The sequence below is a fragment of the Providencia sp. wls1943 genome (assembly GCF_009706275.1).
In the GTDB taxonomy this organism is placed as follows: Bacteria; Pseudomonadota; Gammaproteobacteria; order Enterobacterales; family Enterobacteriaceae; genus Providencia; species Providencia zhijiangensis.
This window is the reverse complement of the sequence record NZ_WLTU01000007.1, coordinates 36,892-60,781: the sequence shown is the minus strand read 5'-3', so window position 1 is coordinate 60,781 and position 23,890 is coordinate 36,892. Positions and strand designations below refer to the sequence as shown.

At 43.6% G+C, this 23,890-nt stretch carries 20 protein-coding genes, 1 tRNA gene and 1 pseudogene; 9 read left to right on the top strand and 13 right to left on the bottom strand.

Annotated elements, in window-relative coordinates:
- Nucleotides 1–11: 11 nt before the first annotated feature.
- Together cutC and GKR48_RS02385 are read right to left on the bottom strand one after the other, a co-directional pair.
- The gene (gene cutC / locus GKR48_RS02390; protein ID WP_154626699.1) at nt 12–773 is read right to left on the bottom strand and encodes a copper homeostasis protein CutC; all 762 of its coding nucleotides are present in this window, start codon (nt 771–773) and stop codon (nt 12–14) included.
- 177 nt (nt 774–950) lie between these two features.
- On the bottom strand, nt 951–1,505 hold the full coding sequence (locus tag GKR48_RS02385) for a VOC family protein (protein ID WP_154603912.1): 555 nt from the start codon (nt 1,503–1,505) through the stop codon (nt 951–953).
- A gap of 175 nt (nt 1,506–1,680) precedes the next feature.
- Here GKR48_RS02385 and argS point away from each other — a divergent pair, with 175 nt between their 5' ends.
- The 3 genes from argS to amtB all read left to right on the top strand — a co-directional run bounded on the left by argS (nt 1,681) and on the right by amtB (nt 5,477).
- Nucleotides 1,681–3,411, top strand: coding sequence for an arginine--tRNA ligase (gene argS / locus GKR48_RS02380; protein ID WP_036954545.1), 1,731 nt, complete (start codon nt 1,681–1,683; stop codon nt 3,409–3,411).
- A gap of 422 nt (nt 3,412–3,833) precedes the next feature.
- Entirely contained in the window at nt 3,834–4,172 is a 339-nt protein-coding gene (locus tag GKR48_RS02375; protein WP_036954549.1) for a P-II family nitrogen regulator, read from the top strand.
- Between the two features lie 12 nt (nt 4,173–4,184).
- Nucleotides 4,185–5,477 (top strand): ammonium transporter AmtB, encoded by a 1,293-nt coding sequence (gene amtB, locus GKR48_RS02370; RefSeq protein WP_154626697.1) that lies wholly within the window; start codon nt 4,185–4,187, stop codon nt 5,475–5,477.
- 80 nt (nt 5,478–5,557) lie between these two features.
- Here the strand turns inward: amtB and murJ are convergent, their stop codons facing one another.
- Together murJ and rimJ are read right to left on the bottom strand one after the other, a co-directional pair.
- Entirely contained in the window at nt 5,558–7,096 is a 1,539-nt protein-coding gene (murJ, locus tag GKR48_RS02365; RefSeq protein WP_154626694.1) for a murein biosynthesis integral membrane protein MurJ, read from the bottom strand.
- A gap of 78 nt (nt 7,097–7,174) precedes the next feature.
- Nucleotides 7,175–7,762 carry a ribosomal protein S5-alanine N-acetyltransferase gene (gene rimJ / locus GKR48_RS02360; RefSeq protein WP_154626691.1) on the bottom strand — a complete coding sequence of 196 codons (588 nt, stop codon included), beginning with the start codon at nt 7,760–7,762 and terminating at the stop codon, nt 7,175–7,177.
- Between the two features lie 255 nt (nt 7,763–8,017).
- Between rimJ and GKR48_RS18300 the strand changes: the two are divergent.
- A pseudogene (locus tag GKR48_RS18300) lies at nt 8,018–8,557 on the top strand (alpha/beta hydrolase family protein); the annotation flags it as partial.
- A gap of 11 nt (nt 8,558–8,568) precedes the next feature.
- On the opposite strand, the gene GKR48_RS02350 reads toward GKR48_RS18300, so the two are convergent.
- Nucleotides 8,569–10,299, bottom strand: coding sequence for a TonB-dependent receptor plug domain-containing protein (locus GKR48_RS02350; RefSeq protein WP_154626686.1), 1,731 nt, complete (start codon nt 10,297–10,299; stop codon nt 8,569–8,571).
- 422 nt (nt 10,300–10,721) lie between these two features.
- Between GKR48_RS02350 and mdtH the strand changes: the two genes are divergently transcribed.
- Nucleotides 10,722–11,927: a multidrug efflux MFS transporter MdtH gene (gene mdtH, locus GKR48_RS02345; protein WP_154626683.1), complete on the top strand. Its 1,206-nt coding sequence runs from the start codon at nt 10,722–10,724 to the stop codon at nt 11,925–11,927.
- Between the two features lie 39 nt (nt 11,928–11,966).
- On the top strand, nt 11,967–12,527 hold the full coding sequence (locus tag GKR48_RS02340) for a lipoprotein (protein WP_036954568.1): 561 nt from the start codon (nt 11,967–11,969) through the stop codon (nt 12,525–12,527).
- Nucleotides 12,528–12,638: 111 nt separating this feature from the next.
- Here GKR48_RS02340 and GKR48_RS02335 read toward each other — a convergent pair whose 3' ends face one another.
- The 3 genes from GKR48_RS02335 to ghrA form a co-directional block, all read right to left on the bottom strand.
- Entirely contained in the window at nt 12,639–13,358 is a 720-nt protein-coding gene (locus tag GKR48_RS02335) for a YnfC family lipoprotein (RefSeq protein WP_154626680.1), read from the bottom strand.
- A gap of 86 nt (nt 13,359–13,444) precedes the next feature.
- Entirely contained in the window at nt 13,445–14,005 is a 561-nt protein-coding gene (locus GKR48_RS02330) for a TorD/DmsD family molecular chaperone (protein ID WP_154626677.1), read from the bottom strand.
- Nucleotides 14,006–14,369: 364 nt separating this feature from the next.
- Nucleotides 14,370–15,311, bottom strand: a complete 942-nt coding sequence (gene ghrA / locus GKR48_RS02325; protein ID WP_154626675.1) for a glyoxylate/hydroxypyruvate reductase GhrA — start codon at nt 15,309–15,311, stop codon at nt 14,370–14,372.
- Between the two features lie 341 nt (nt 15,312–15,652).
- On the opposite strand from ghrA, the gene GKR48_RS02320 reads away from it, so the two are divergent.
- Nucleotides 15,653–15,740 (top strand) — tRNA-Ser (locus GKR48_RS02320).
- A 13-nt stretch (nt 15,741–15,753) separates the two neighbouring features.
- Here GKR48_RS02320 and GKR48_RS02315 read toward each other — a convergent pair.
- The 5 genes from GKR48_RS02315 to GKR48_RS02295 form a co-directional block, all read right to left on the bottom strand.
- Nucleotides 15,754–17,268: an alanine/glycine:cation symporter family protein gene (locus GKR48_RS02315; RefSeq protein ID WP_154626673.1), complete on the bottom strand. Its 1,515-nt coding sequence runs from the start codon at nt 17,266–17,268 to the stop codon at nt 15,754–15,756.
- Between the two features lie 84 nt (nt 17,269–17,352).
- Entirely contained in the window at nt 17,353–18,837 is a 1,485-nt protein-coding gene (locus tag GKR48_RS02310; protein WP_154626670.1) for an aldehyde dehydrogenase, read from the bottom strand.
- 11 nt (nt 18,838–18,848) lie between these two features.
- On the bottom strand, nt 18,849–19,715 hold the full coding sequence (gene dapA, locus GKR48_RS02305; RefSeq protein WP_132495848.1) for a 4-hydroxy-tetrahydrodipicolinate synthase: 867 nt from the start codon (nt 19,713–19,715) through the stop codon (nt 18,849–18,851).
- A 15-nt stretch (nt 19,716–19,730) separates the two neighbouring features.
- Nucleotides 19,731–20,978, bottom strand: a complete 1,248-nt coding sequence (locus GKR48_RS02300; protein ID WP_154626667.1) for an NAD(P)/FAD-dependent oxidoreductase — start codon at nt 20,976–20,978, stop codon at nt 19,731–19,733.
- Nucleotides 20,979–20,987: 9 nt separating this feature from the next.
- Complete coding sequence (locus tag GKR48_RS02295; RefSeq protein ID WP_154626663.1) at nt 20,988–21,938, bottom strand: 4-hydroxyproline epimerase; 951 nt, start codon at nt 21,936–21,938, stop codon at nt 20,988–20,990.
- 152 nt (nt 21,939–22,090) lie between these two features.
- Between GKR48_RS02295 and GKR48_RS02290 the strand changes: the two genes are divergently transcribed.
- A complete protein-coding gene (locus tag GKR48_RS02290; RefSeq protein WP_154626660.1) occupies nt 22,091–22,948 on the top strand; it encodes an AraC family transcriptional regulator in 858 nt (285 codons plus the stop codon).
- 315 nt (nt 22,949–23,263) lie between these two features.
- Complete coding sequence (locus GKR48_RS02285; RefSeq protein WP_154626658.1) at nt 23,264–23,887, top strand: CDP-alcohol phosphatidyltransferase family protein; 624 nt, start codon at nt 23,264–23,266, stop codon at nt 23,885–23,887.
- Nucleotides 23,888–23,890: the final 3 nt, after the last annotated feature.

Genomic DNA, 23,890 nt, shown 5'->3' with positions numbered 1-23,890 from the left:
GAATTTATGATTTATGCAGGCACTTTTTCCGTTATAGAAATAAAGTCCATCATCGCTTCCACCGTTGGCCCATCCACACAGTAGTGTGTGAACTCATCGGTTTCACTGTTTGAAGCCATGGTTACACCCGCTTTGCGGTAATTCATACTGGAAGGAACTGTTTTCCCTGCGGAGCTGTGCACTTCCGTTAGACCAATTTCCATAAACTTGGTCATATTCGCCAACCGAACTCCCGCGCCAGCCATAATGATTGGACCATTCATTTCACGGCTTTTTTCGTGCAACTCTTTCAGTAGTGGTAAACCTAATTCAGCACTTTGTTGCTGACCGGATGTTAAAATACGTGCTACCCCAAGGTTTTTAAGTTGCTCTAATGCCAGTAACGGATTGATACACATATCAAAAGCACGATGGAAAGTAATCTCCATTCCATTCGCAACTTCCATTAAGGTCTGCATCCGTTCGATATCAATGCGCCCTTCTGTATCTAAGATCCCCACCACTGCGCCAGGAAACCCCATCTCCTTGATCATCTGTAAATCCTCACGGATCACATCAAATTCACTCACGTTATAGCAAAAATCACCACCACGAGGACGAATAATGGGATGAACAGGAATGTGAAGTTTCTCTCTTGCCAGTTTTAAATAGCCGTAACTTGGTGTTAGCCCCCCATCTGCAGCCCCCGAACAGAGCTCAATGCGATTTGCACCATATTCTTGCGCGACTTCAGCGCACTCTATACCAAAACAGCAAATTTCCAGTTTCGCCATGAAGATCTCCAAAATGGTCATAAGCTCAGTAGAATATGAGCTGAAAATTGAGGGTCAAAACGTACTTTTTATTAGGCATTCAACTAACTATGCCACTTTTTGTTAAATGTTATCTGCGTGATATCACACCATTTAGAGTTGGCTCTAAATAATGATCAATAACGTTAATTGCATCACTTATTTTTCGCTTTCAACGATGTTTCTAAGGGAAAACGGGTGATATTTGAGGGTAATTAAGCCGTTTGTCACGGCCAAAGTCGGATTTGGCAGTCTTTCTTGCTGACCTTTAGGTTGACTCACTTTATAGGAGTATCCTTCCGGTAGCGTGTCCGGTAATAAACGACGCGCTGTCTCTTCCAATAATTCTGGCGCGACCTCAATGACCATTTCAATATGTTCCCAGCTCTCTTGAGGATAGGTTTTATCTTTTGGAAAAGGGAGCTCAATAATATAGACATCCTGCCCAGCGATTTGAATCGGCTTTTTCAGATCATAAAGGCGAATTGGGCGACCGTTAATCAGGTTATCAGAAAGTAATTCAGCGCATTGTAATAGCCCGTCATGCCAACGCTCAGCGGTTTCCTGATGGTGGCAACGCACGGAAATGTGGTCAATCACATAATCGGTCAAGGAAAGATTGAGAGAGTGCGCCATCGCCGCAACCTTTTGATCAAAATCAGGCAGGTCGCACCATAGATCATTTAACTGAGGAATTTTATCGAAATCTAGCATTAACATGACTCTATAAATAGAAAACAAAGATAATAAAAAGTGAAACAAGCGCCAGACTGTAGCACGACTCCCCCAAAATATGGTATAAAACCTGCCGTTTTTTCTCTTCCACCTTTTAGTTACGCCCATGAAATGGCACAATGCGGTAACTATGTTCGTTATTTAAGGTAATCCGGTGAATATTCAGGCTATTCTTTCAGATAAAATCAGTGCTGCAATGCTAGCAGCGGGAGCTCCAGAAGGCTGTGACGCCCTTGTTCGTCAATCAGCTAAAGCGCAATTTGGTGACTATCAGGCTAACGGCGTGATGGGAGCTGCGAAAAAAATGGGTCTGCCTCCCCGACAACTGGCCGAGCAAATTGTTAGCCAATTAGATCTCGAAGGTATCGCATCAAAAATTGAAATCGCCGGTCCCGGTTTCATCAACATTTTTATCGACCCAACATGGATTGCGACTCACGCAGAAAACGCGCTGACCAGTGACCGTTTAGGCCTAGCACCTGTTAAAGCCGAAACCATAGTGATTGATTACTCCGCGCCTAACGTCGCGAAACAGATGCACGTTGGTCATTTACGCTCCACCATTATTGGTGATGCTGCGGCTCGTACCCAAGAATTTATCGGTCACAAAGTGATCCGCGCTAACCACGTGGGCGACTGGGGCACACAATTCGGGATGCTCATTGCTTACTTAGAAAAAGTGCAAAATGAAGATGCCAGCGACATGGCACTTTCAGATCTCGAAGAATTCTACCGCGAAGCGAAAAAACATTACGACGAAGATGAAGACTTTGCCGTTCGTGCTCGTGGTTACGTGGTGAAATTACAATCTGGTGATGAATACTGCCGCAAAATGTGGCGTAAACTGGTTGATATTACCATGCAACAAAACCAAGAAACCTATCGCCGTTTAAACGTCACGTTGACAGAAGACGATGTGATGGGTGAAAGCCTGTATAACAGCATGTTACCGGGTATCGTTGCTGACCTAAAAGCCAAAGGTTTAGCCGTAGAAAGTGAAGGTGCAACCGTAGTTTTCCTTGATGAATTCAAGAACAAAGAAGGCGAACCGATGGGCGTTATCGTCCAGAAGAAAGATGGCGGTTTCCTGTACACCACCACCGACATCGCCTGTGCAAAATACCGTTATGAAACCTTGCATGCGGATCGCTCCTTGTATTACATCGACTCCCGCCAGCATCAACATTTAATGCAAGCTTGGACTATTGTCCGTAAAGCGGGTTATATCCCAGAATCCATGGCGCTTGAGCACCATATGTTCGGCATGATGTTAGGAAAAGATGGTAAGCCATTCAAAACCCGTTCAGGCGGTACTGTTCGTCTATCTGACCTGTTAGATGAAGCCGTTGAACGTGCTCAAACGCTGATCCGTGAGAAAAACCCGGATATGGCAGAAGAGGAATTGCTGAATCTTGCTAATGTCGTGGGTATCGGCGCGGTTAAATATGCAGATCTGTCTAAAAACCGTACCACTGACTACATTTTCGATTGGGACAATATGCTAGCCTTTGAAGGTAATACCGCGCCATATATGCAATATGCCTATACCCGCGTTGCCTCTATCTTCAAAAAAGCAGACATTACCGAAGCGGATTTAACGCTCCCAATCGTATTAGAAGCGCCACACGAAATGGCATTGGCAACGCGCTTAATGCAATTTGAAGAGACAATCTTAACGGTTGCGCGTGAAGGTACGCCACACGTTATGTGTGCGTATCTGTATGACTTAGCCGGCCTGTTCTCTAGCTTCTACGAACATTGCCCTATTTTGTCCGCAGACACCGATGCCCAGCGTCAAAGCCGTTTAAAACTGGCCTTATTAACGCAAAAAACCTTAAAAGCGGGTCTGGATACATTAGGTATCGAAACCGTCGAAAGAATGTAAGTTTTATTCTTTTGTTTAAAGCCCACTTCGGTGGGCTTTAAGGTTGATGACAAAGCAGGATAAAAGCGTCGTTTTTCCAGCTTTGTGTTATCAGCCGAAAATCAATAAATTGATTTTCCTTGTTAATTTTACAACCCAAAAGAGCCATTTCCAAACCTGATGGGTTTGTCAATGGTCTGAAAGCCCACTTCGGTGGGCTTTTTGCTTTTTACTATCCAGCTTCCATTCTCTATTTTTCATCTTCTTGCCTGCACTATTTTTGAGCAACTTTTTGTATCCGATAGTCAGTTTGCACTTATTTGGTGAGCGAGCTCTCATTATTTCCCTTCATTTCAATTTATTACGCCCTAAAAACAAAAATTTAACATTTGGCACGATGCTTGCTTTATCTCTTTTGCCTTTTCAAAAAGACAGGGGGATTTATGAAGTACATCATCGCAATTATTAAACCGTTCAAATTAGAAGATGTTCGTGAAGCACTCACTGAATTAGGAATACAAGGGATGACCATCTGTGAAGTCAAAGGATATGGCAGACAGAAAGGTCACGCGGAACTTTACCGTGGTGCGGAATATGAAGTGAGTTTTCTACCTAAAACCAAAATGGAAATCGCTATTAGTGATGACCTACTGGAGCCCGCCCTCGATGCGATTATCCGTACCGCAGATACGGGGAAAGTGGGCGATGGAAAGCTATTTGTTTTTGAACTTCTACAGGCCGTTCGCATTCGTACCAGCGAATCCGGCGATGACGCACTCTAAGGGAGATAAACAATGAGACGACTATGGTTACCTGCCGCACTCTTCGCCTTAAGTTATTTCGCACTTCCCGCCCATGCGTCGGAAGTGAATGCCGTTGATAAAGCGGATAACGCCTTTATGTTGATCTGCACGGCGTTGGTATTTTTTATGACCATCCCCGGTATTGCGCTGTTTTATGGCGGATTATTACGCAGCAAAAACGTGTTATCGCTGATCACCCAAGTAATGCTGATTTTTAGTGTGGTGATTATTCTTTGGTTTATCTTTGGTTACAGCCTCGCCTTCACTGCAGGAAATAAAATCTTTGGGGACGGCTCTTTAACGTTTCTAAGCGCGATGTCCATCGACGATTTATCAGGTTCCATTAATCGGTATATCCATGTTGCCTTCCAAGGCTCATTTGCGGTTATTACCCTCGCATTAATTGTCGGAGCACTAGGGGAGCGCGTACGTTTCTCTGCACTCCTGATTTTTACCGTGATTTGGTTTACTTTCTCCTATGTGCCTATCGCGCATATGGTATGGGCAGAAGGCGGATGGCTGGCCGATGATGGCGCTCTCGATTTTGCAGGCGGCACCGTGGTGCACATTAATGCCGCTGTCGCTGCACTGGTCGGTGCTTATTTGCTAGGTAAACGCAGTGATTACAGCCAAGTGGTACTAAAGCCCCATAACTTACCGATGGTCTTTATGGGTACCGCAGTCCTGTACATTGGGTGGTTTGGCTTTAACGCAGGTTCCGCTGGCAGTGCCAATAATATTGCCGCATTGGCGTTTATCAACACGGTGATTGCAACGGCTGGCGCTATCCTTTCATGGACATTCACAGAATGGTTATTGCGAGGAAAACCTTCAATGCTCGGAAGCTGCTCCGGTTGTATCTCTGGATTAGTCGCTATCACGCCAGCAGCAGGCACTGTTGGTCCTATTGGTGCGCTTGTTATTGGTATTGTCGGGGGAATTATTGGGCTTTGGGGTGTTGTCGTCTTAAAACGTTGGTTAAAAGCCGATGATGTGTGCGATGTTTTTGGTATCCATGGTACCTGCGGTATTGTTGGTTGCATACTCACAGGCGTATTTACCTCGACGCTATTTGGAGGGCTCGGTTATCGTGACGACGTCACTTTACTCCACCAAGTCTTTGTTCAGCTTGAAAGTATTGTGGTCACCATAGTATGGTCCGGTGTTGTAGCATTTATCGCCTTTAAACTGGCGGATAAGCTAGTTGGTCTGCGGGTTTCCCCGGAAGAAGAGTGCGATGGGTTGGATCTTACCACTCATGGCGAGCGCGCTTATCATCCGTAATAGTCTACTCCCCCTCGATTGAGGGGGGAGTTTGTTCGATATCAGACTAATACACTAAGTTCAGATGCAAAAACTAAAAATTACGCAATACTCCGTTTCATAAAGTCACGCGGGCGGAAGCCTAACACATACAGCGCCACAAAGTAGCTCCCAGCACCAACAATTACCACACCCATCAAACGTAACATACGCATCAGCATATTGCCGTCTTGCCACGGTGGCATAAAGTGCAGCACACCAAATAGCACCACCACCATCACCGCCAAGGCAACAAACAATTTAACCAAGAAACCGCGCCAGCCTGCTAGCGGCTGGAAAATATCTTGCTTGCGTAATTGCCAATACAGAACACCGGCGTTAAAACATGCCGCCAGCCCAATAGACAGGGCTAAGCCTGCATGTTGCAGAGGTCCAATAAAAGCTAAGTTCATTAACTGAGTCAGGATCAAAGTGACTATCGCAATTCTGACCGGAGTACGAATATCTTGGCGAGAATAGAAACCTGGCGCCAAGATTTTTACTAAGATCATCCCCGTTAAGCCCACGCAATACGCCATTAATGCATACTGAGTCATCAAGGAGTCATGAGCCGTAAATTTGTCATATTGGAAAAGAGAAACCGTTAACGCTTCGGATAGTATCGCTAGCCCTACCGCACATGGCAGTGCCAGTAATAAACATAAACGTAATCCCCAATCCATTAAATGGCGATATTCTTGGTGATTTCCGCTGGTAAAACTTTTAGAGAGCGATGGCAATAGGATGGTACCCAGCGCAACGCCAAGCACCCCTGAAGGTAACTCCATTAAGCGGTCTGCATAATACATCCATGATACCGAACCTGATTGCAAGAACGAGGCGAAAATCGTGTTAATAATTAATGAAATTTGCGCGACAGAAACCCCGATAATCGCCGGTCCCATCATCTTCATTACTCGCCAAACGCCACTATCATGGAACGATAAACGCGGTAACACCAACATACCGATTTTCTTTAAATGCGGTAATTGGTAACCCAATTGCAGCACACCACCAACCAGAACCGCCCAAGCCAGAGACATAATCGGCGGATCAAAATACGGCGCAGCAAATGCTGCAAAGAAAATCATACTGACGTTTAATAACGTCGGCGCAAACGCCGGTACCGAAAAGCGGTTCCAGGTATTAAGGATCGCCCCCGCTAACGATGCCAATGAGATCAAGAAAATATACGGGAACGTCACACGCAATAAATCTGTCGTTAGCGAAAATTTATCAGCATCCGTGGTAAAACCCGGCGCCGTCACATAAATGACCCACGGCGCAGCAAACATGCCGACAACTGTCACAATCGCTAATGCTAACGTAAGCATCCCCGATATATAGGCCACAAACGTTCGCGTGGCTTCTTCGCCTTGCTGGTTTTTATATTCGGCAAGAATGGGAACAAACGCTTGAGAAAATGCCCCTTCTGCGAAAATTCGTCGTAGTAAGTTAGGGAGTTTGAAGGCCACAAAGAAGGCATCGGAAGCCGCCCCCGCACCGAATACGCGGGCAATAATGGCGTCACGAATGAAGCCTAAAACCCGTGACATCATCGTCATCGAGCTGACTGCCGCTAAAGATTTTAATAAATTCATGATTGCTAGACTAAAAGAAGACAATCGCAGCAGTTTAACAGCGGATGGCAAGACTGACTACGATTGTAGAGTAAATGTTTAGGCTTTAGTCGACTTCCATTCATTGTCGGTTAATGCCGTTAAGACGTGGTCGCGCCATTCTCCATTAATTTCGAGATACTGCTTCGCATAACCTTCACGTTCAAAACCAAGGCGAGTGAGCAAACTGCCGCTACGCATATTATGAGGCATATAGTTTGCCATGATGCGATGCATGCCTTGGTGTTTTTGCATATAACGAATAATTTGGGTTAAGGCTTCATACATCAGCCCTTGCCCCTGCCATTTTTCACCCAGCGAGTAGCCCAGATAGCACGCGTGGAATGAGCCACGTAAAATGTTGCTAAAATTCGCGACGCCAATCACTTCGTTTTCATCTTTATCCAATAAAAGGAAATGAAACGCGCTGCCTTGGCGATGCATTTCGCTCATGGCATGTAGGCGATTATTCCAGCCTGAAGGATTAAAATGGGAGCTATCACGGGTGGGTTCCCATGGCGTCAGGAATTCTTTGTTTAAACTGTAATAGTCTGCAAGTCGGTAATTATCTCGCTCATAGGCTAAACGGATAATCATTCTGTCAGTCATTAGACGCACTTTGGGTTCATTTGAACGATAACCAAACATCGTTAGCCCTTAATTAGTAGTGTTACCAGTCTTACTTTCGATGCTTGAATTATAACTTAAATTTATCACTTAACTAATTCAATTCTCTCTGTAATTAAGTCATTTTTTGAGCAATTAGTTTTGTTTTATTTCATGTGTCCGTAAAAACACACGATTGATGTTTACAGGTAAACCCTAGATATGCCTATTTCGTGCTTTTCATCTTAAGCTAGAGCATTAGAAATACATCGACTAACAATACTTCAGGAGCCTCCGATGTCCCGATTGTGTTTCGCTTTAATCTTGACTCTATTCTCTCATTCCGTCATTGCACAGATTTCATCATCCGTTGGATTCAAAAATATCACTATCGATAAAGACAGTGAAAGACCGCTAAATGTTGCTATCTGGTACCCCACTCCGCCCAATAACAACTCAATAAAAGTCAGTGATAATGCTGCTTTTTACGGAACCGATGTCGTAAATGATGGAGCACCCTCTGATACTAAATCTCCATTAATTATTCTTTCTCATGGCTATGCGGGAAGTTGGAATAACTTAAGTTGGCTAGCGAGCGAGCTTGTTAATAAAGGATATATTGTTGCCGCCCCTAACCATCCGGGTACAACAACATTTAATCTAGACAGCCAGCAAGCCAAACAATTGTGGGAACGTCCCAGAGATCTAAGCCGAGTTATCGATTACTTAACGTTAGACCCTTTATTTAAGAAGCACATCGATAACAACAATATTATTGCTATCGGGCATTCTTTAGGTGGTTGGACAGTCATTGCTTTAGCGGGTGGAAGGTTTGATACCCAGCTATTTCAAGAAGATTGTATTGAACACACCATCCTAGCAGCTTGTAAATTATCATCTACTTTAGACCTGAATAATCCCGAATTAAATAACAACATGGCAGACCCTAGAGTGACTACCGTTATATCCTTAGATGCTGGTGTATTAAGAGGAACATGTTCTGGTTTTAATGGAACATCTGGAGAATACGAATAGGTTTGTCCTGATACAGTGCTCTCGAATAAACTCGGTTCTCTATAGCTATCAGAATATTTTGTATAAATATCAAATTCGTTAGTTACATGAAAACGCAGTTCACCCATTAAATCATTTTTCGGACCGTAGCTAATACTTTTACCTAAAACATGGTCATCAACATCGAAAGTGTGAATACGCCACCCGACTAAAGTACTCACCCATTCCCCTTGATATGCCATATTGGTAAAGACGGATTTATTCGTTCCTTTAGCATTACGCGTTACAGGATCTAATTCCTCGCTGGGTATTGTTCCTTCTGGAGTCCAAATCGGTTGATAGGTTTTAGTCAATGGCTTTGATTTTTGTTGCATGTATTCCACACCGTAAGTGATATCGATAGGATAATCTGCAAACTCAGACGTATTTTCTAAATTAAAGCCCACTCGCTCATCAGTGTAACGGTGCTGATATTGATTACCATAGTGAGCGGTAACATCATCCGTTGTGCCATTGCGCTGTTTAAATTTCCCTTTTGTCCACCATAGGCCTAAGTTCATATCTACCCATAATGAATCTGGTTTATAAGAGTAATTTAAAGAGGCAGTATCAATATCTGCGGTACCTAAAGACCACTGTGGCATTTTCCCATCGTATTGATACCAATACGCCGCTAGAACCTCACCCGCTTTTTGTTCATGATGGCGGTAATTTAATTCAATACTTGAGTATGGGTTAAAATAAATATTGGTTTTTAATAATGTTGACTGGCTTTCATAACTAGTATTAACCACCTCTTGCCCTGGCTTAATAGGCGTATCTGTATTTTCGTATTTATGATAACCATTTTTACCCGCGAAGAAGTTTCCTTGTTTTCTATCACTATGTGCCAGTAATATATCAAATTTATCATTTCGATATGCAACCCCTGTCGTGATAGAGCCATTATTAAAATGTGAATTTTTAACGCCATTTGAAACACGATACCCAGATTCTCCTTTTTCATCTGAAGCGATAGTTGGGCGTCGGTTATTATTGTAAATATTCCCCTTAAATAAGAAAGCAAATTGGTCACCTTCAGGAATAATGCTGTTTGCTGATAATGTTTTTAATTTAACCGTACCTCCGATGGCTCCTCCTGAGAATTTACTCATAGAAGCCCCTTTTTCGATTTCAATGGTATCGATTAAATCCATATCCACATACGTTCTATCTGTACTTCCTTGGTAACCACGCCATGTGTTGGTTGATTGCAAACTGCCATCAATGATAATTGGCACTCGTCCATTTCCTTGCAATCCTCTAATACCAATATCTAATGCACCCGCTTCATTTCGTGCATTATTAACTTGCAATGAAGTTTTATTAGCAAATATGTCTGAATTGGTTGTTCCTCTTACGGTAGAAATATCATTGGCGTCTATTTGCTTGCTATTTGACTTTATTTTGCTGGCTGTGACGAGAAGTTTATCTTTTTGAGTCGAGGTATTGGCTTGATTTGCTAAGGCTGTGTTTGTAGAACATATAATAATTAAACTAATTATGTTTTTATTTTGAAATATCATTTAAGTAATGCCTTCATTAATTAATGATGATTAAATAGACGCGAAGAAATAGCGTATAAAAAATATGAGGGTATGTTTTTTATACTTTTCAATTTATGCATTTAAAGTAAATTTAAGTGCAATGCCATGGATATAACTCGTTCGAAAAACCTTATTTATTGGATGGTTACGTACTCATTTCCCTTACAAATATTAACAAGCCTTGAAATATACATTAGTGATAATAATCATCAAAATCATAATGATTATCATTATCATTATCATATCGTAGCCTTCTAGCGAACGCAGCCCCCCCTATAATGGGAAATATGACGGATTTATCGATAAAAAAATATCATGGTCACCACCCCATCATTCCCGCCAAACTCCTGATACTATTAATAAGAATCATTCCTTCCGTTACGACTTTTTTATGGTGTTTCATGGCACAGGTATCACGGGCAAGAAGCCTCGGCAAATATTTCCTTTTACTCGATAATATGCTGGTTGTTCTTGGCTTTTTCGTGGTTTTCCCTTTAATTTCAATTCGCTTTGTTGAGCAGCTTGGCTGGGCAGCTGTGGTGGTTGGGTTTGCCCTTGGACTTCGCCAATTTGTACAGCAAGGATTTGGGATTTTTGGGGGTGCGATTGCCGACCGATTTGGTGCAAAACCGTTAATTATTATTGGGATGCTATTGCGTGCCGCGGGTTTTGTGTTGATGGCTTTGGCTTATGACCCTTGGGTGTTATGGCTTTCTTGTGTGTTGTCTGCCCTTGGCGGCACCTTGTTTGACCCCCCTCGTACTGCATTAGTGATTAAATTGACCCGTCCTTATGAGCGTGGGCGTTTTTACTCATTATTATTTATGCAGGACAGCGCCGGAGCAGTGATTGGTGCCCTCATTGGTAGCTGGCTTTTACAATATGACTTCCACTATGTTTGCTGGGCTGGCGCGGCAGTGTTTGTGATTGCGGCTCTACTTAATGCTTGGCTACTCCCGGCTTATCGCATTTCTACTATCAAAGCCCCTATTCGTGATGGAATGCATCGCGTCTTGAAAGACACCCGCTTTGTGACCTATGTGATCACACTTTCTGGTTACTTTATGTTGTCGGTACAAGTGATGCTGATGTTCCCTATCGCCGTTAACGAATTGGCAGGAACACCCACCGCGGTGAAATGGATGTACGCCATTGAAGCGGCAATTTCACTGACGTTGCTTTATCCGATTGCCCGTTGGAGCGAAAAACATTTCCGTTTAGAACAACGTTTGATGGCCGGGCTATTTTTAATGAGCCTAAGCATGTTCCCTATCGGTATGACCACATCGGTCAATATTCTGTTTGTGTTGATTGGCATTTTCTATTTAGGCACTATCACCGCCGATCCTGCTCGTGAAACCCTGAGCGCCTCCCTTGCCGACCCTCGCGCCCGTGGCAGCTATATGGGCTTTAGCCGACTCGGTCTTGCGCTAGGCGGGGCTGTTGGCTATACCGGTGGCGGTTGGATGTACGATATTGGGCACCAATGGAATATCCCTCAGCTTCCTTGGTTCTTACTCGGCACTATTGGTTTTATTACCTTATGGGCGCTTCATCGCCAATTTAACCGTAAAAAAATTGAAACAGTCATGTTGAGCGGGCAGTAATACGTTACACTTGGGTTATTACTGTATAAAGGAGTGATTATGAAAAACATTTTCTTGGCATCTATCTTTGGATTGCTATTTATTCTCACGGGTTGTGACAAATTAACCGAATTTACTATCAGTGAATCACAAATTAACAGTTACCTTGCGACCAAGGTTAAATACGAGAATAACATTGGTATTACTGGGTTTGCAGATGCGGATATCACCTTACATAACTTGCAATCAGAAATTGGTCGTAGCGAACCGGGTATTATTGCATTAAAAGGCGAAGCCACTGTCACAATGAATTCACTGCTTGGTGCAGCGGCGGCCGATATTGCACTGACCTTAACTGCACGCCCTGTTTTTGATGCACAAACAGGTTCTATCTATTTGAAAGAGCTGAAAATTACCCAATATAAAATTACACCCGAAAATATGGAGACCGCCATTTCCGTGGTGATCCCGTATCTGAACAGCTCCCTTGATACCTTCTTCGCGACTCAGCCTGTGTATGTGCTCAACCCTGATAACAGCGCCGCAGAAGCGACCGCGAAAAAACTCGCTAAAGGTTTAGAAATCAAACCGGGTAAATTAGTTATTCCCATGGTTGATTAATTGACCATAAATATTTTTGATTGATAAATTGATAATCGAAGAATGAAAAAAGCAACCTTTCCGATAGGTTGCTTTTTTATTGAAATGTCATTTATCTTTAACGCTAAATAGTCACTCGTAATAACTCGTTTTGTATTCATAATCGTATTTTTCAACTCGTCCATCACTGTATGTCACTTCACTGGTGCAGGCAGTTGGGTTTTTATGGTCATCATAATGAGTACATTTTTGAGTAATTTCGACCAACGGTTGCTGATTTTTCGTCGTATGAAACAGAATTTTAGTGACTAAGCCATTAGTGAAAAAGTATTCATTTTTTGTATTAATAACTTCATTTTCATCGAAATATGTTGTTTCTATCGGTAAAAAATGTTCACCATAAACAAACGTCGCTATCTCTTTCTTCCCTTGAGTGATCTTATTAACAAGACCATCACGGTAATAATATTTCCAATCTTGCAGCTCTCCAGTTTGTAAATTGCACATCTTATCGATGCCATAACCTTTGAATTTTTGTTTATCTACTAAGTAATAAAGTTGCTTAAATTTTCTGACAATCACAAACGCTGTTTCACTGTCTCTATTGTAATAACTTAAATTGTTGAGACAGCCATGGAGATTAAAAGACACTGTCACTCTTTTGCTGAGCCCTTTTTCATCGTTCATGACTTGCGTTAATTCTTTTACTTTTCCGTAAAGCGGGTCAAATTGAAATTCCGTACTGTAATTAACCATGCGTTTACTATAGCTAGGCAAATCATTATCCACTTGTGCCAGTGCTAACGGTGAAATAAAGAGTAACATCAAGCCGTGAAGTTTTGTCGAGGTCATCGTGTTTATCCTTTTAACCTATGATAAGAGAAGACAGTTCCGTGCCTATCTTCTCTCAATCATCAGCCTTTAAGTGACAGCGTCACTTATTCATCGTCATTTTCTGAGTCAGATTCTAACTCATCACGCAGTGCAATCACGGCATCGCGGGTTATTTGCGCTAATGTACGGTAAAACGGCGTTGTCGCATGAGCTTCCACTTTTCCCAGAAATGCGCCATACCAGCTCAGAATATAGCTGTCGAATAGCTCTTCCTGCGCGGCGGTTTCGTCTTCAGCAGCTTGATCCTCTAGCCATGATGCGGCTAACAGTAGCGCACCAAACGCATCCGTTGGGGCATCGGTTAAGCTCATTCCACGGGTCACAAGGAATTCGCGAATTTCCGCTTCGGTAATTTCTTCATCATAACGGTGAGCAAAAGGTGGAACCGTGGGTTCACTACCAAACATCGACTGATAATCAGCAGTAATAGCCTTGTGGTCAACTGCCTTCGCCATTCTTGCCCACAGTTCATCTTGCTCCAACGGCCATGAAGCTTTGAGCTTATCTTGCGCAATCATATCGATAAGTGGCTTTACAAGCGCATCGTCCGGAGAGCGTTGAAATAAGGTACCTAAAATACGGCAGACGATTGAGAATTCATTCATGGGTTTCTTCCTGTTGACGATTTTCCTGCAATCACTTTTTCGTGATCATGATGCGATGCAGTATACCTGAAAAAACAGAAAACCCACGCTTTGAGCAATACCATTTATGGCACAGTCCTATATATGGCACTGTCCTATGTATGCCGCTGATAGTCGCTAATGATGATTTCTCAGATAGAAAATCAGATAACTGAAGTATCCTCAAAATAATTCGCGCTGGCGCATAAATATAGCGAACATTTCCCTAACGAATTTTTGTTGTCACTAGGCGGCAAGAAAGCACATCCCTAGGAGCATACACAAGTATGTGACTAGGGTGTGCTGACGCAGCCAACAACGTGACGGCGAAAACTAGGACGGGAAATTAGTAGCCGCGGGCAGTATTAACTATTCCCTCTGGCTGCTCGCCCTTCTCAATCCGCTGAATATTACTCGCAATCATATCCATCGCCTCATTCGGCAACGTAAACGCCGCAACGTGTGGCGTAATGGCAATACGTGGGTGTGTCCAGAATGGGTGCATGTGTGGCAGTGGCTCAGTGGCAAAAACATCGAGAGACGCCCCTGCAACTTGCCCTTTTTCTAAAGCCACCAGCAAGTCTTGCTCAATTAAGTGCGCACCTCGGGCGAGGTTAATAATATAGGCGTTCTGTTCAAGCTGGCTGAATAATTGATGATTCAAAATACCCACCGTTTCTGGCGTGCTTGGTAGCAAGTTCACAATCACGCGGGTTCCTGACAAGAAATCCGCTAACTGGTCTTGCCCATAGTAACTTTTCACATTTGGAATTTGCTTTTCAGAGCGGCTCCATGTTCTGACTTTAAGGCCAAAACTGGCTAAGCGTTTTGCCACTGCTTGTCCTAACGCCCCTGCGCCCATCACACCCACTACAAACTGGTCATGGGTGTAGGCTGGCAGTTGTTTCCATTGACGTTGGGATTGCAATTGACGGTATTCATCCATGCGGCGGAAGTAATACAGCACTTTTGCGGCGGCATACTCTTCCATTTGGATGGCCATACCGGTGTCTTCTAAACGCATCAAAGGGACACCTGCAGGCAATGTTCCTGGGTTATCTTGCTCTTGCTTTAGGATGGCATCCACTCCCGCGCCTAACGCAAAAATCCCTTTTAGATCGTCGCGACCCGCAAGGCACTCATAAGGAGGAAGCCATACCATGGCATAATCTGCCTGTTGGGTATCTCCCGGCTTCCATTGGCGAATATTGGCTTGAGGCAATCGAGCACGCATGCCATCAATCCACTGATTGGCATCAAAAAATGGATGGTAAAATAAAATATTCATGGCAACTCCTTATAGGTTTCCACCAGAGTGTGCGTAATGGTGTTTATTTTCAAGTCAATACCCCATATTTATATCCATAAGATGAGGATTTTGTTAAGGAGTTAACGGAATCTGGATTAATTGCTTGAAGTTTAAATAAACAATTTATTGTCAATTTTTCATCAAGAATAATTGCTTAAGATTAGAGATTAACCAAATTGGTTTTTATTTAGCTAAACGATAGAAAAAAGTGGATTTTTATTTAATTGGGAGTTGACGGAAGGCGCTCTTTTCCCTATAGTAGCGCCCCGTTGAAGGACAAGTTATTTATAACAAATTCTACAACCACAATTTAGAAAAACGGTGAGGTGTCCGAGAGGCTGAAGGAGCACGCCTGGAAAGTGTGTATACGGCAACGTATCGAGGGTTCGAATCCCTCCCTCACCGCCATTTCTAATCTAAGTTATTCTTCCTTAAGTAATTTTTCGTTTATCTTCCCAGAACCATCGATTTTATTAATTCCAACGCCTTGCGCATGATATTCACGACTGATTTCTTCCCATAACTCTGCGTTTTCTACACCTGCAGCTTTCGGATCAAACACTGGATCAACCCCTAGTTTAGTTTGTCTTTCAAAATCACGTAACGCTCTTAAAGCGGGTTTCGATAAGAAGACAATCGCAATCAAGTTTAAGTAGCTCATACTGCCGAAGCCGATATCACCCAGTCCCCACATAATACTGACTGATTGCACGCTGCCCATAAAGACAATCACTAGGAAGACAAATTTCAAAATCAGCTTCAATACAGGGTATTTAAGCTTACGGTCAAGATAAACAATGGTGGTTTCCGCAATATAGTAGTAAGCCATAAGCGTTGTGAAGGCAAACAAGAATACCGCGATAGAGACAAACCCCGCACCCGCCGATGTAAATACCGTAGAAACGGCCATTTGAGTCCATGCTGTTCCTGCTGCCACACCTGGCACATACTCCACAAGAGCAGTCGCTGAACCATCAGGGAAAACGTTGTACATATTGGTAACTAAGATCATCAATCCTGAGGCCGTACACACAACCACGGTGTCGATATAGATAGAGAATGCTTGGATAAGCCCCTGTTTGACCGGATGGCTCACTTCTGCGGCTGCAGAACTGAACGTCGCTTCACCGGCTCCTGCCACGTTTGAAAACACGGCACGACGCACGCCCCAAGACACCGCAGTTCCCACGATCCCACCGAATACCGCATCCATTCCCATCGCACTGCGGAAAATTAAGCTGAACATGCCAGGTACGCTATCCCAATGGCTGCCCAGAATAATCACCATCATCACGATATAAGCTAATGCCATGATAGGAACAATTTTATCGGCTGCGCTCGCAATACGTTTCACGCCACCAAAAATTAACCACGCCATTAATACCGTCACTAATGCACCTGTTGCCATTGGTGGAATATTAAATGCCGTTTGGAACGAATCCGCGATGGTATTGGCTTGAATACCCGGTACCAACACACCGTAAGATAAACAGATCACTGCCGCAACAAAGATAGCAAAAGGCTTTAATTTCAATCCTTTTTCAATATAGTACGGCGAACCACCACGATATTGATCATCTGAGCGCTGCTTATAAATCTGCGCCAGTGTAGACTCAATAAAGGCGCTCGCGCCTCCAAGTAAGCCCATGACCACCATCCAGAAAATTGCGCCGGGACCACCTGCCGCAATCGCGGTTGCTACCCCTGCAATGTTACCGACCCCAACACGCCCCGATAATGCTAAACAGAAGGCTTGGAATGAGGAAATCCCGTCTTTTGATGCTTTATTTTCTTTTAATAAACAGACCATTTTTACGATGTAACGAAACTGAACACCGCGTGTTGCTAATGTGAAATAGAGACCGACACCCAGAGATAAGAATACGAGAGCATTACCCCAGATGTAACCAACGATGGTATTAACGATGGCTTCCATATGTACTCCTCGACGATTGTAATTGTATTTGTGTATTTGCAAGGGTCGAAACCTGAACCCCGCAAGGTTCAGATCAATGTCATTTTACTGATTGATAAACCAGATAACTTTCGTTTGGGTGTATTGCTCAAAGGCTTCTAAGCCGTTGTCTTTTCCACCAAAACCTGACTGACGGAAACCACCAAATGGCGTGGTGATATTACCTTCGCTAAATCCGTTGACGGACACTGTCCCCGCATTGATACGACGTGCAATATTCATCACTCGATGGATATTTTGGCTATAAAACGATGCAGCCAATCCGTAGTGAGTGTCATTGGCTAAATTGACCGCCTCGTCATCGGTTTTAAACGATGTGACGGCTAAAATGGGACCAAAAACTTCATGTCGAAAGAGAGACATTTCTGGCGTAACGGCATCAAAGATAGTTGGTTCGATATACCATCCTGAGCCGAGATCACTGCGTATTTTTCCTCCTGTTACCAATTTGCCACCGTCTTTAACGGTGGTATCCAAAAACGATTTTACTTTCTCAAAATGCGCCTGTTCAATCATTGGGCCAATAGAAACCCCTGCCTCGCGAGGGTCTCCCACTTGCCATGTTGATGCCGCAGCGGTTAACTTTTCGAGTAAGTTTTTTTTGACATTTTCATGCACAATTAAGCGAGAGCCACAGCTACAGTTTTCGCTCATATTCCAGAACGCGGCCGCCATAATATGTGGAATAGCCGCATCTAAGTCCGCATCCTCAAACACCACTTGCGGGCTTTTCCCGCCACATTCCAAGACAATCTCTTTTAGGTTACTTTCCGCGGAGTATTTCAGGAATAAACGCCCCACTTCGGTTGAACCCGTAAACGACACCACATCCACATCAGGATGGCGTCCTAAGGCTTCCCCAACTTTCTCACCTAGTCCGCACACTAAACTTAACGCGCCTTTAGGGACGCCAGCTTCATAAGCTAGTTCCACCATGCGGTAGGCACTCAAGGAAGTTAACTCTGCGGGCTTCACAATCACCGAGTTTCCGACAGCCAATGCAGGCGCCACTTTCCATGCAAACATTTGAGCAGGGAAATTCCAAGGTAAAACTGCCCCCACAACGCCAATTGGCTCATGAACAATCAGCCCCATTTCTTGGCGACCTGTTGGAGCAATTTTGCCGAATAATTTATCGATGGCTTCCGCATACCAATAAAAAGTTTCGACGGTGGCGGGCAAGTCAGTATTCAAACATTCTGTAATCGGTTTTCCTGCATCCACACAATCTAATGCCGCTAGCTCTTCACTGTGTTTTTCAATGAGTTGTGCCCAGCGTAGCATCACTTGCTTACGCTCTTGAGGGGATAATCCACTCCAGCTACCTTCTTCAAAGGTTTCACGAGCTATATTCACGGCTGCATGGACATCTTGCGCGCTGCCATCGGCAATATAACCAATCGTACTATTATCGATAGGCGTATAATTTTTAAGTTTGGCGCTACCACTTTGGTAGCCCGCAATGAGATTACCCGCCCACAGTTGGCTCTGTTTCGCTCGTTCAAATATTTGCTCTTTGGTGATCAACATAGTCAACCTCCCTACGGCTTGATCAACGCAAGAAACTCATGACGTTCTTGCTGGCTAATATTTGACAGAGGCAAACGAACTGGCCCCACGTTAAAAGTACCTTTTAAGCAACCCGCTTTGGCTTTTTGGTTATAATTACCTGACTCCATTGAGTAAATAGCAGGGTAAATCTCTTGCATGATCTGCTTAGCCTTCGCCCAATCTCCTTTTTGTGCGGCATTAAAAATCGCCACTTGCTCCGCAGGGAAAACGTTGCCCGCACCCGCGATCCAACTTTTCGAGCCCCAGAAGAAAAAGTCCACTGGCTGGTCATCACAACCGCAAATGACTTCGAAGTTTTTAAATGGCGTTTGTAGCAAATGCAGAGCACGGCTAAAGCTCCCACTGCTCTCTTTGATAGCGACGATATTGTCAATTTCAGCTAATTTCACCACGGTATCTAATTCAATTTCGATACCGATACGAGCTGGGAAGTTATACATAATGATTGGTAGCGAGGTGGATTTCGCCACTTTTTCGTAGTGGGCATAAACGCCGTTTTGATCTGGCAGGCTGTACGGTGGCGGCGACAACATGAGCCCTTCGTAGCCCAGTTCTTTCGCTTGTGCTGCGCGTTTAATTGCGCCCTCGGTAGATAAGTCATTAATCCCAGCGATCAGCGTCACACGCCCTTTGGCGATTTTACTGACTGTGGTTAATACGGTTTTGCGTTCATCTTCATTTAACGCGTAATATTCACCCGTGGTGCCACAGACAACTAACCCTGTCACACCACTGGCAATCAGTTTTTCGGTTAACTCGGCTAACGCCGTGATATTCAATGAAAGATCATCATGAAACGGTGTGACTAACGGAACAAGGATGCCATGAAAATTCATTATAATTCTCCTGAATTAAAGAAAGCGCTTAATCGAAAAAGGCGAGCAATCGAGCGGTGTCGGTTGCCCGTGGATCATGTTGTTGACGATATCTGCGGTAATTGCCGCTTGTGTTAGCCCTAAATGCTGATGCCCAAAAGCAAAAACATACGGGCCTTTTTGGTCTATGACCGGTAAGGAATCGGAAATAGTGGGACGGAACCCCATCCACTCACTGGTATTCTGGCTATCCAATGGTGTTTTCAACATTGGATTAGCTAACGGTAAAAAGTGACGAGCGCGCTGCATATTCGGTGGACGTTTTAGCCCTGCATATTCCACCGTACCCGCAAGACGTAACCCACCGTTCATTGGCGTCATAATAAAACGGCGATCCATACTGGAGATCGGGATTGATAAACGCCCTTTTTCATTCGGTAGCATCAAGTGATAACCGCGCTCCGTTTCTAACGGCACATTAATGCGGCTCACCATCTTCACTAAGGATTTCGAGAATGCCCCTCCAGCAATCACCACTTTATCGGCAATAAATGCGCCTTGTGATGTGGACAAGCGTGCTTGACTCGCTGATGACGAATCAATCGCCGTGACTTCACACTCAGTCAGGACTTTCCCCCCTAACTGAATGAATGCTTGGGTTAAGCGCTCATGCATTAAGGCGAGATCCACCACATGCCCAGTCTCTGGGTAGAACAATCCACCAATTTGGTTATTGGCAAGTTCAGGTTGCTGTGCCAACAGTTGGGATTGATCCAACAGCTGGTTATGCACCCCTGTGCTATTTAAATACTCTCCGTGGCGACGCAATTTTTCGAAGGTTGGCTGTTTTTCAGCCACCAGCAGCGAACCTTGGATTTTGACTAAATCCTCTAACTGCCACTGCTTCGAAAATGCCTGCCAAGCGTCTAATGACGCGCCATTGAGCATGGAGAGAACATGGTGAATATGCATAAACGGCTTGTGGCGCATATTGCCCAACAATTTCAGTAGCCATGGTGTCAGCGGCAATATATAGCGCCAATCAATACGCAGTGCGCCTAACGGGTCGAGCAACATGCTAGGAATTGATTTCAAAACAGATGGGTCCGCCACAGGAAACACCTGCTCAGTGGCGATATGCCCCGCATTCCCGAACGAAGCGCCTGAGCCAATTTGGTTTTTGTCGACCAATAAAACGTCCGTGCCTTGATTCTGGACAGATAACGCAATACTGAGCCCAACAATGCCACCACCCACCACAATCACAGAATATTTGTTATCCATTCGCTTACCTCACTCCACCGTGATCCCAAAGCGGAACGGGTCGTTTTCATCGATCAACAAGGTATTTTCGCCGCTGATATAGGCATTTCCGCGAATAGTCGGGATGATGCCATTAGCATCCGCAATCTGATAGCTAGCTTGGAATTGGCTACCGATGACACTTGCCTGATACCAAATTTTGCCTTCTGCGAGTTTGTTCTCTGCCGCAAGACACGCCAGCTTGGCACTTGTGCCCGTGCCACAAGGAGAACGGTCATAGGCACCGCCTGGACATAACACAAAACTTTGACTATCCGCGTCTTTGCAATGACCAAACAGCTCAATGTGGTCAATTTCTTGGTTATCTTTACCAAAAATACCTTGGTCAACCAGAGCTTGTTTGATTTTCAAGCAAACCTCGGTCAGTGCTTTGGCGTTCCCATATTGGATAGCGAGTGGTGAATTTTCGACGAGGAAAAACCAGTTTCCACCCCATGCAATATCCCCAGTCACTAGCCCAACCTCCGGTACGTTGACTTGAACTGCTTTGCGATAGCGGTACGCGTAGACGTTTTGAATACTCACGCTACCATCTTCATGTAATTTAGCGGTCACATCCCCGACAGGGGTTTCAATCAAATGCTCCCCGTAGCCAATGCGCCCTAAGTAATGCAATGATGCAACTAAACCAATGGTGCCGTGACCACACATACCTAAGTAGCCTTCGTTATTAAAGAAAATCACTCCGGCGGCCGCTTTTGGATTCACTGGTTTGCAAAGTAATGCGCCCACTAAAATGTCATTTCCACGCGGTTCTAAAATCGTCGTGCAGCGCCAATGGTCATATTCTGTACGTAATTTTTGCAGGCGCGACGCCATGTCTGAATTCCCTAAATCAGGAAAACCCTCAATCACTAAACGTGTCGGTTCCCCTGCGGTATGAGAGTCAATGACTTCAATTTTCTTATATTTACTCTGCATCAGTTCATCCTTATCAATATCATTTGTTAATAGAATGCTTGATTTATGTAAACAACTCTTGATATCTTTCGAATCAACCCATGCGTATTTCTGCACAATTTAAAAACATTTCAGATAACTATTAAAATTAGTTGAATGCATTGGAGCGCAATATGATTGATTTAAATAAACTGTTGTTGATTAGTCAGGAAAATATGCTTTTCCCCGTAGATAATATTAATAATTTGTTAAATCATCTTGGGTTGGTGATGCCACTGATTAACACGCTTCCTAATGTGACTTTTTTCGTTAAAGACCGTAATGCCAAATACTTACTTGCCAATGAAAACTTGGCTAAACGGTGTAAAGTTGACCAACCGAATGGCGTAATAGGAAAAACTGCAGAAGATATCTTCCATGCAGATTTAGGTCAGAGTTATAGTTCCCAAGATTATTTGGTGATGCAGAAAAAAATAAGTGTTATCAATAAATTGGAATTGCATCTCTATAAAGCGGGATTATTAGGCTGGTGTTTAACAACCAAGGTGCCGATTTTTGATACTAAAAATCAGGTTATCGGTGTTGCGGGAATTTCGGTGGATTTGCAGGATGAGAAGTCAGTGAGTCCCAAATTAAATGGTCAATTGGGGCGCGTTGAACACTATATTAGCCAGCATTTTGATACCGCTATAAAAATAACAACATTGGCTGAAATTTCAGGGTTGTCATTATCACAACTCAATCGTCAATTTAAAACAGTCTTTCATATTACTCCCCAGCAATATATTCAGAAGAAACGCCTTGAACACGCAATTGAGTTATTAGAAGAAGATTATTCGATTACGGATATTTCAATTAAATGTGCCTATGCCGATCACAGTGCATTCTGCCGTAAATTTAAAGAACTCACGAATATGACCCCAAGCCAATTTAAACGTATGCGTTCTACTATTGATAATAACAAACACAGTGATAATAAAAACATAGATAATAAAGCCGTTAATAAATGGGATATGGCTTATTCTATTTAACCCTCATAAAACGCACATTTTCTTTAAAAAATGTGCGTCTTTTCTTTTTTGAAACACGCGAACTTTTTTCCATTCATTCCCTCTAAATTCTCAGTTGTTCTTTTGGAAAGAAACCGTTGAGCCTCTTTTTGTTGTCACTATGAATCGCTTTCACGATGAATTGCTATCATGATGAATTACTATCATGATGAATAGTTGTAACGATAAATTGTTGCAATAATGAACTTAGGACAGCTCTTATTGCAGCTAAAACATAATCGCGTATTGATATAGCATTAAACTGCACGCTATGCGGTATATTTTAAGGATGAGTGAATGACCATTTATGATCTGAAGCCGAAGTTTCAGAATCTGTTACGCCCTATCGTTCGTCAGCTCTTTGAGGCGGGAATTACAGCCAACCAAGTCACCCTCGCAGCATTAGGGTTGTCCATTATCGTTGGCGCTCTATTAGCCATTTTCCCTAGCCCTTATTTGTTTATCCTGCTGCCGTTTGTCCTCTTTATTCGTATGGCGCTCAACGCTATTGATGGCATGCTAGCTCGTGAGCATAACCAAAAAAGTCACCTTGGTGCCATGCTAAATGAGCTAGGAGACGTCATCTCTGATGTTGCCTTATACCTACCTTTCGTGCTGATTTTCCCGCATGCATTTTGGTGGATTTTATTGATCCTATTCCTCAGTGTTTTGACTGAATTTATCGGCGTCATTGCTCAAGCGATTGGAGCATCTCGCCGTTATGATGGCCCCGTAGGCAAAAGTGATCGTGCTTTTGTTTTTGGCGCGCTAGGGTTGTTTGTCTGTATTTTTCCGCAACTGATGACCACTAGTTGGATCAATATCCTGTTCGTCATCCTTGCCTTGCTGTTGTTCTATACCTGCTATAACCGTATTCGCCGCGCACTGACTGAATTAAGTGCAGTATCGGAAAATAATTAAGGA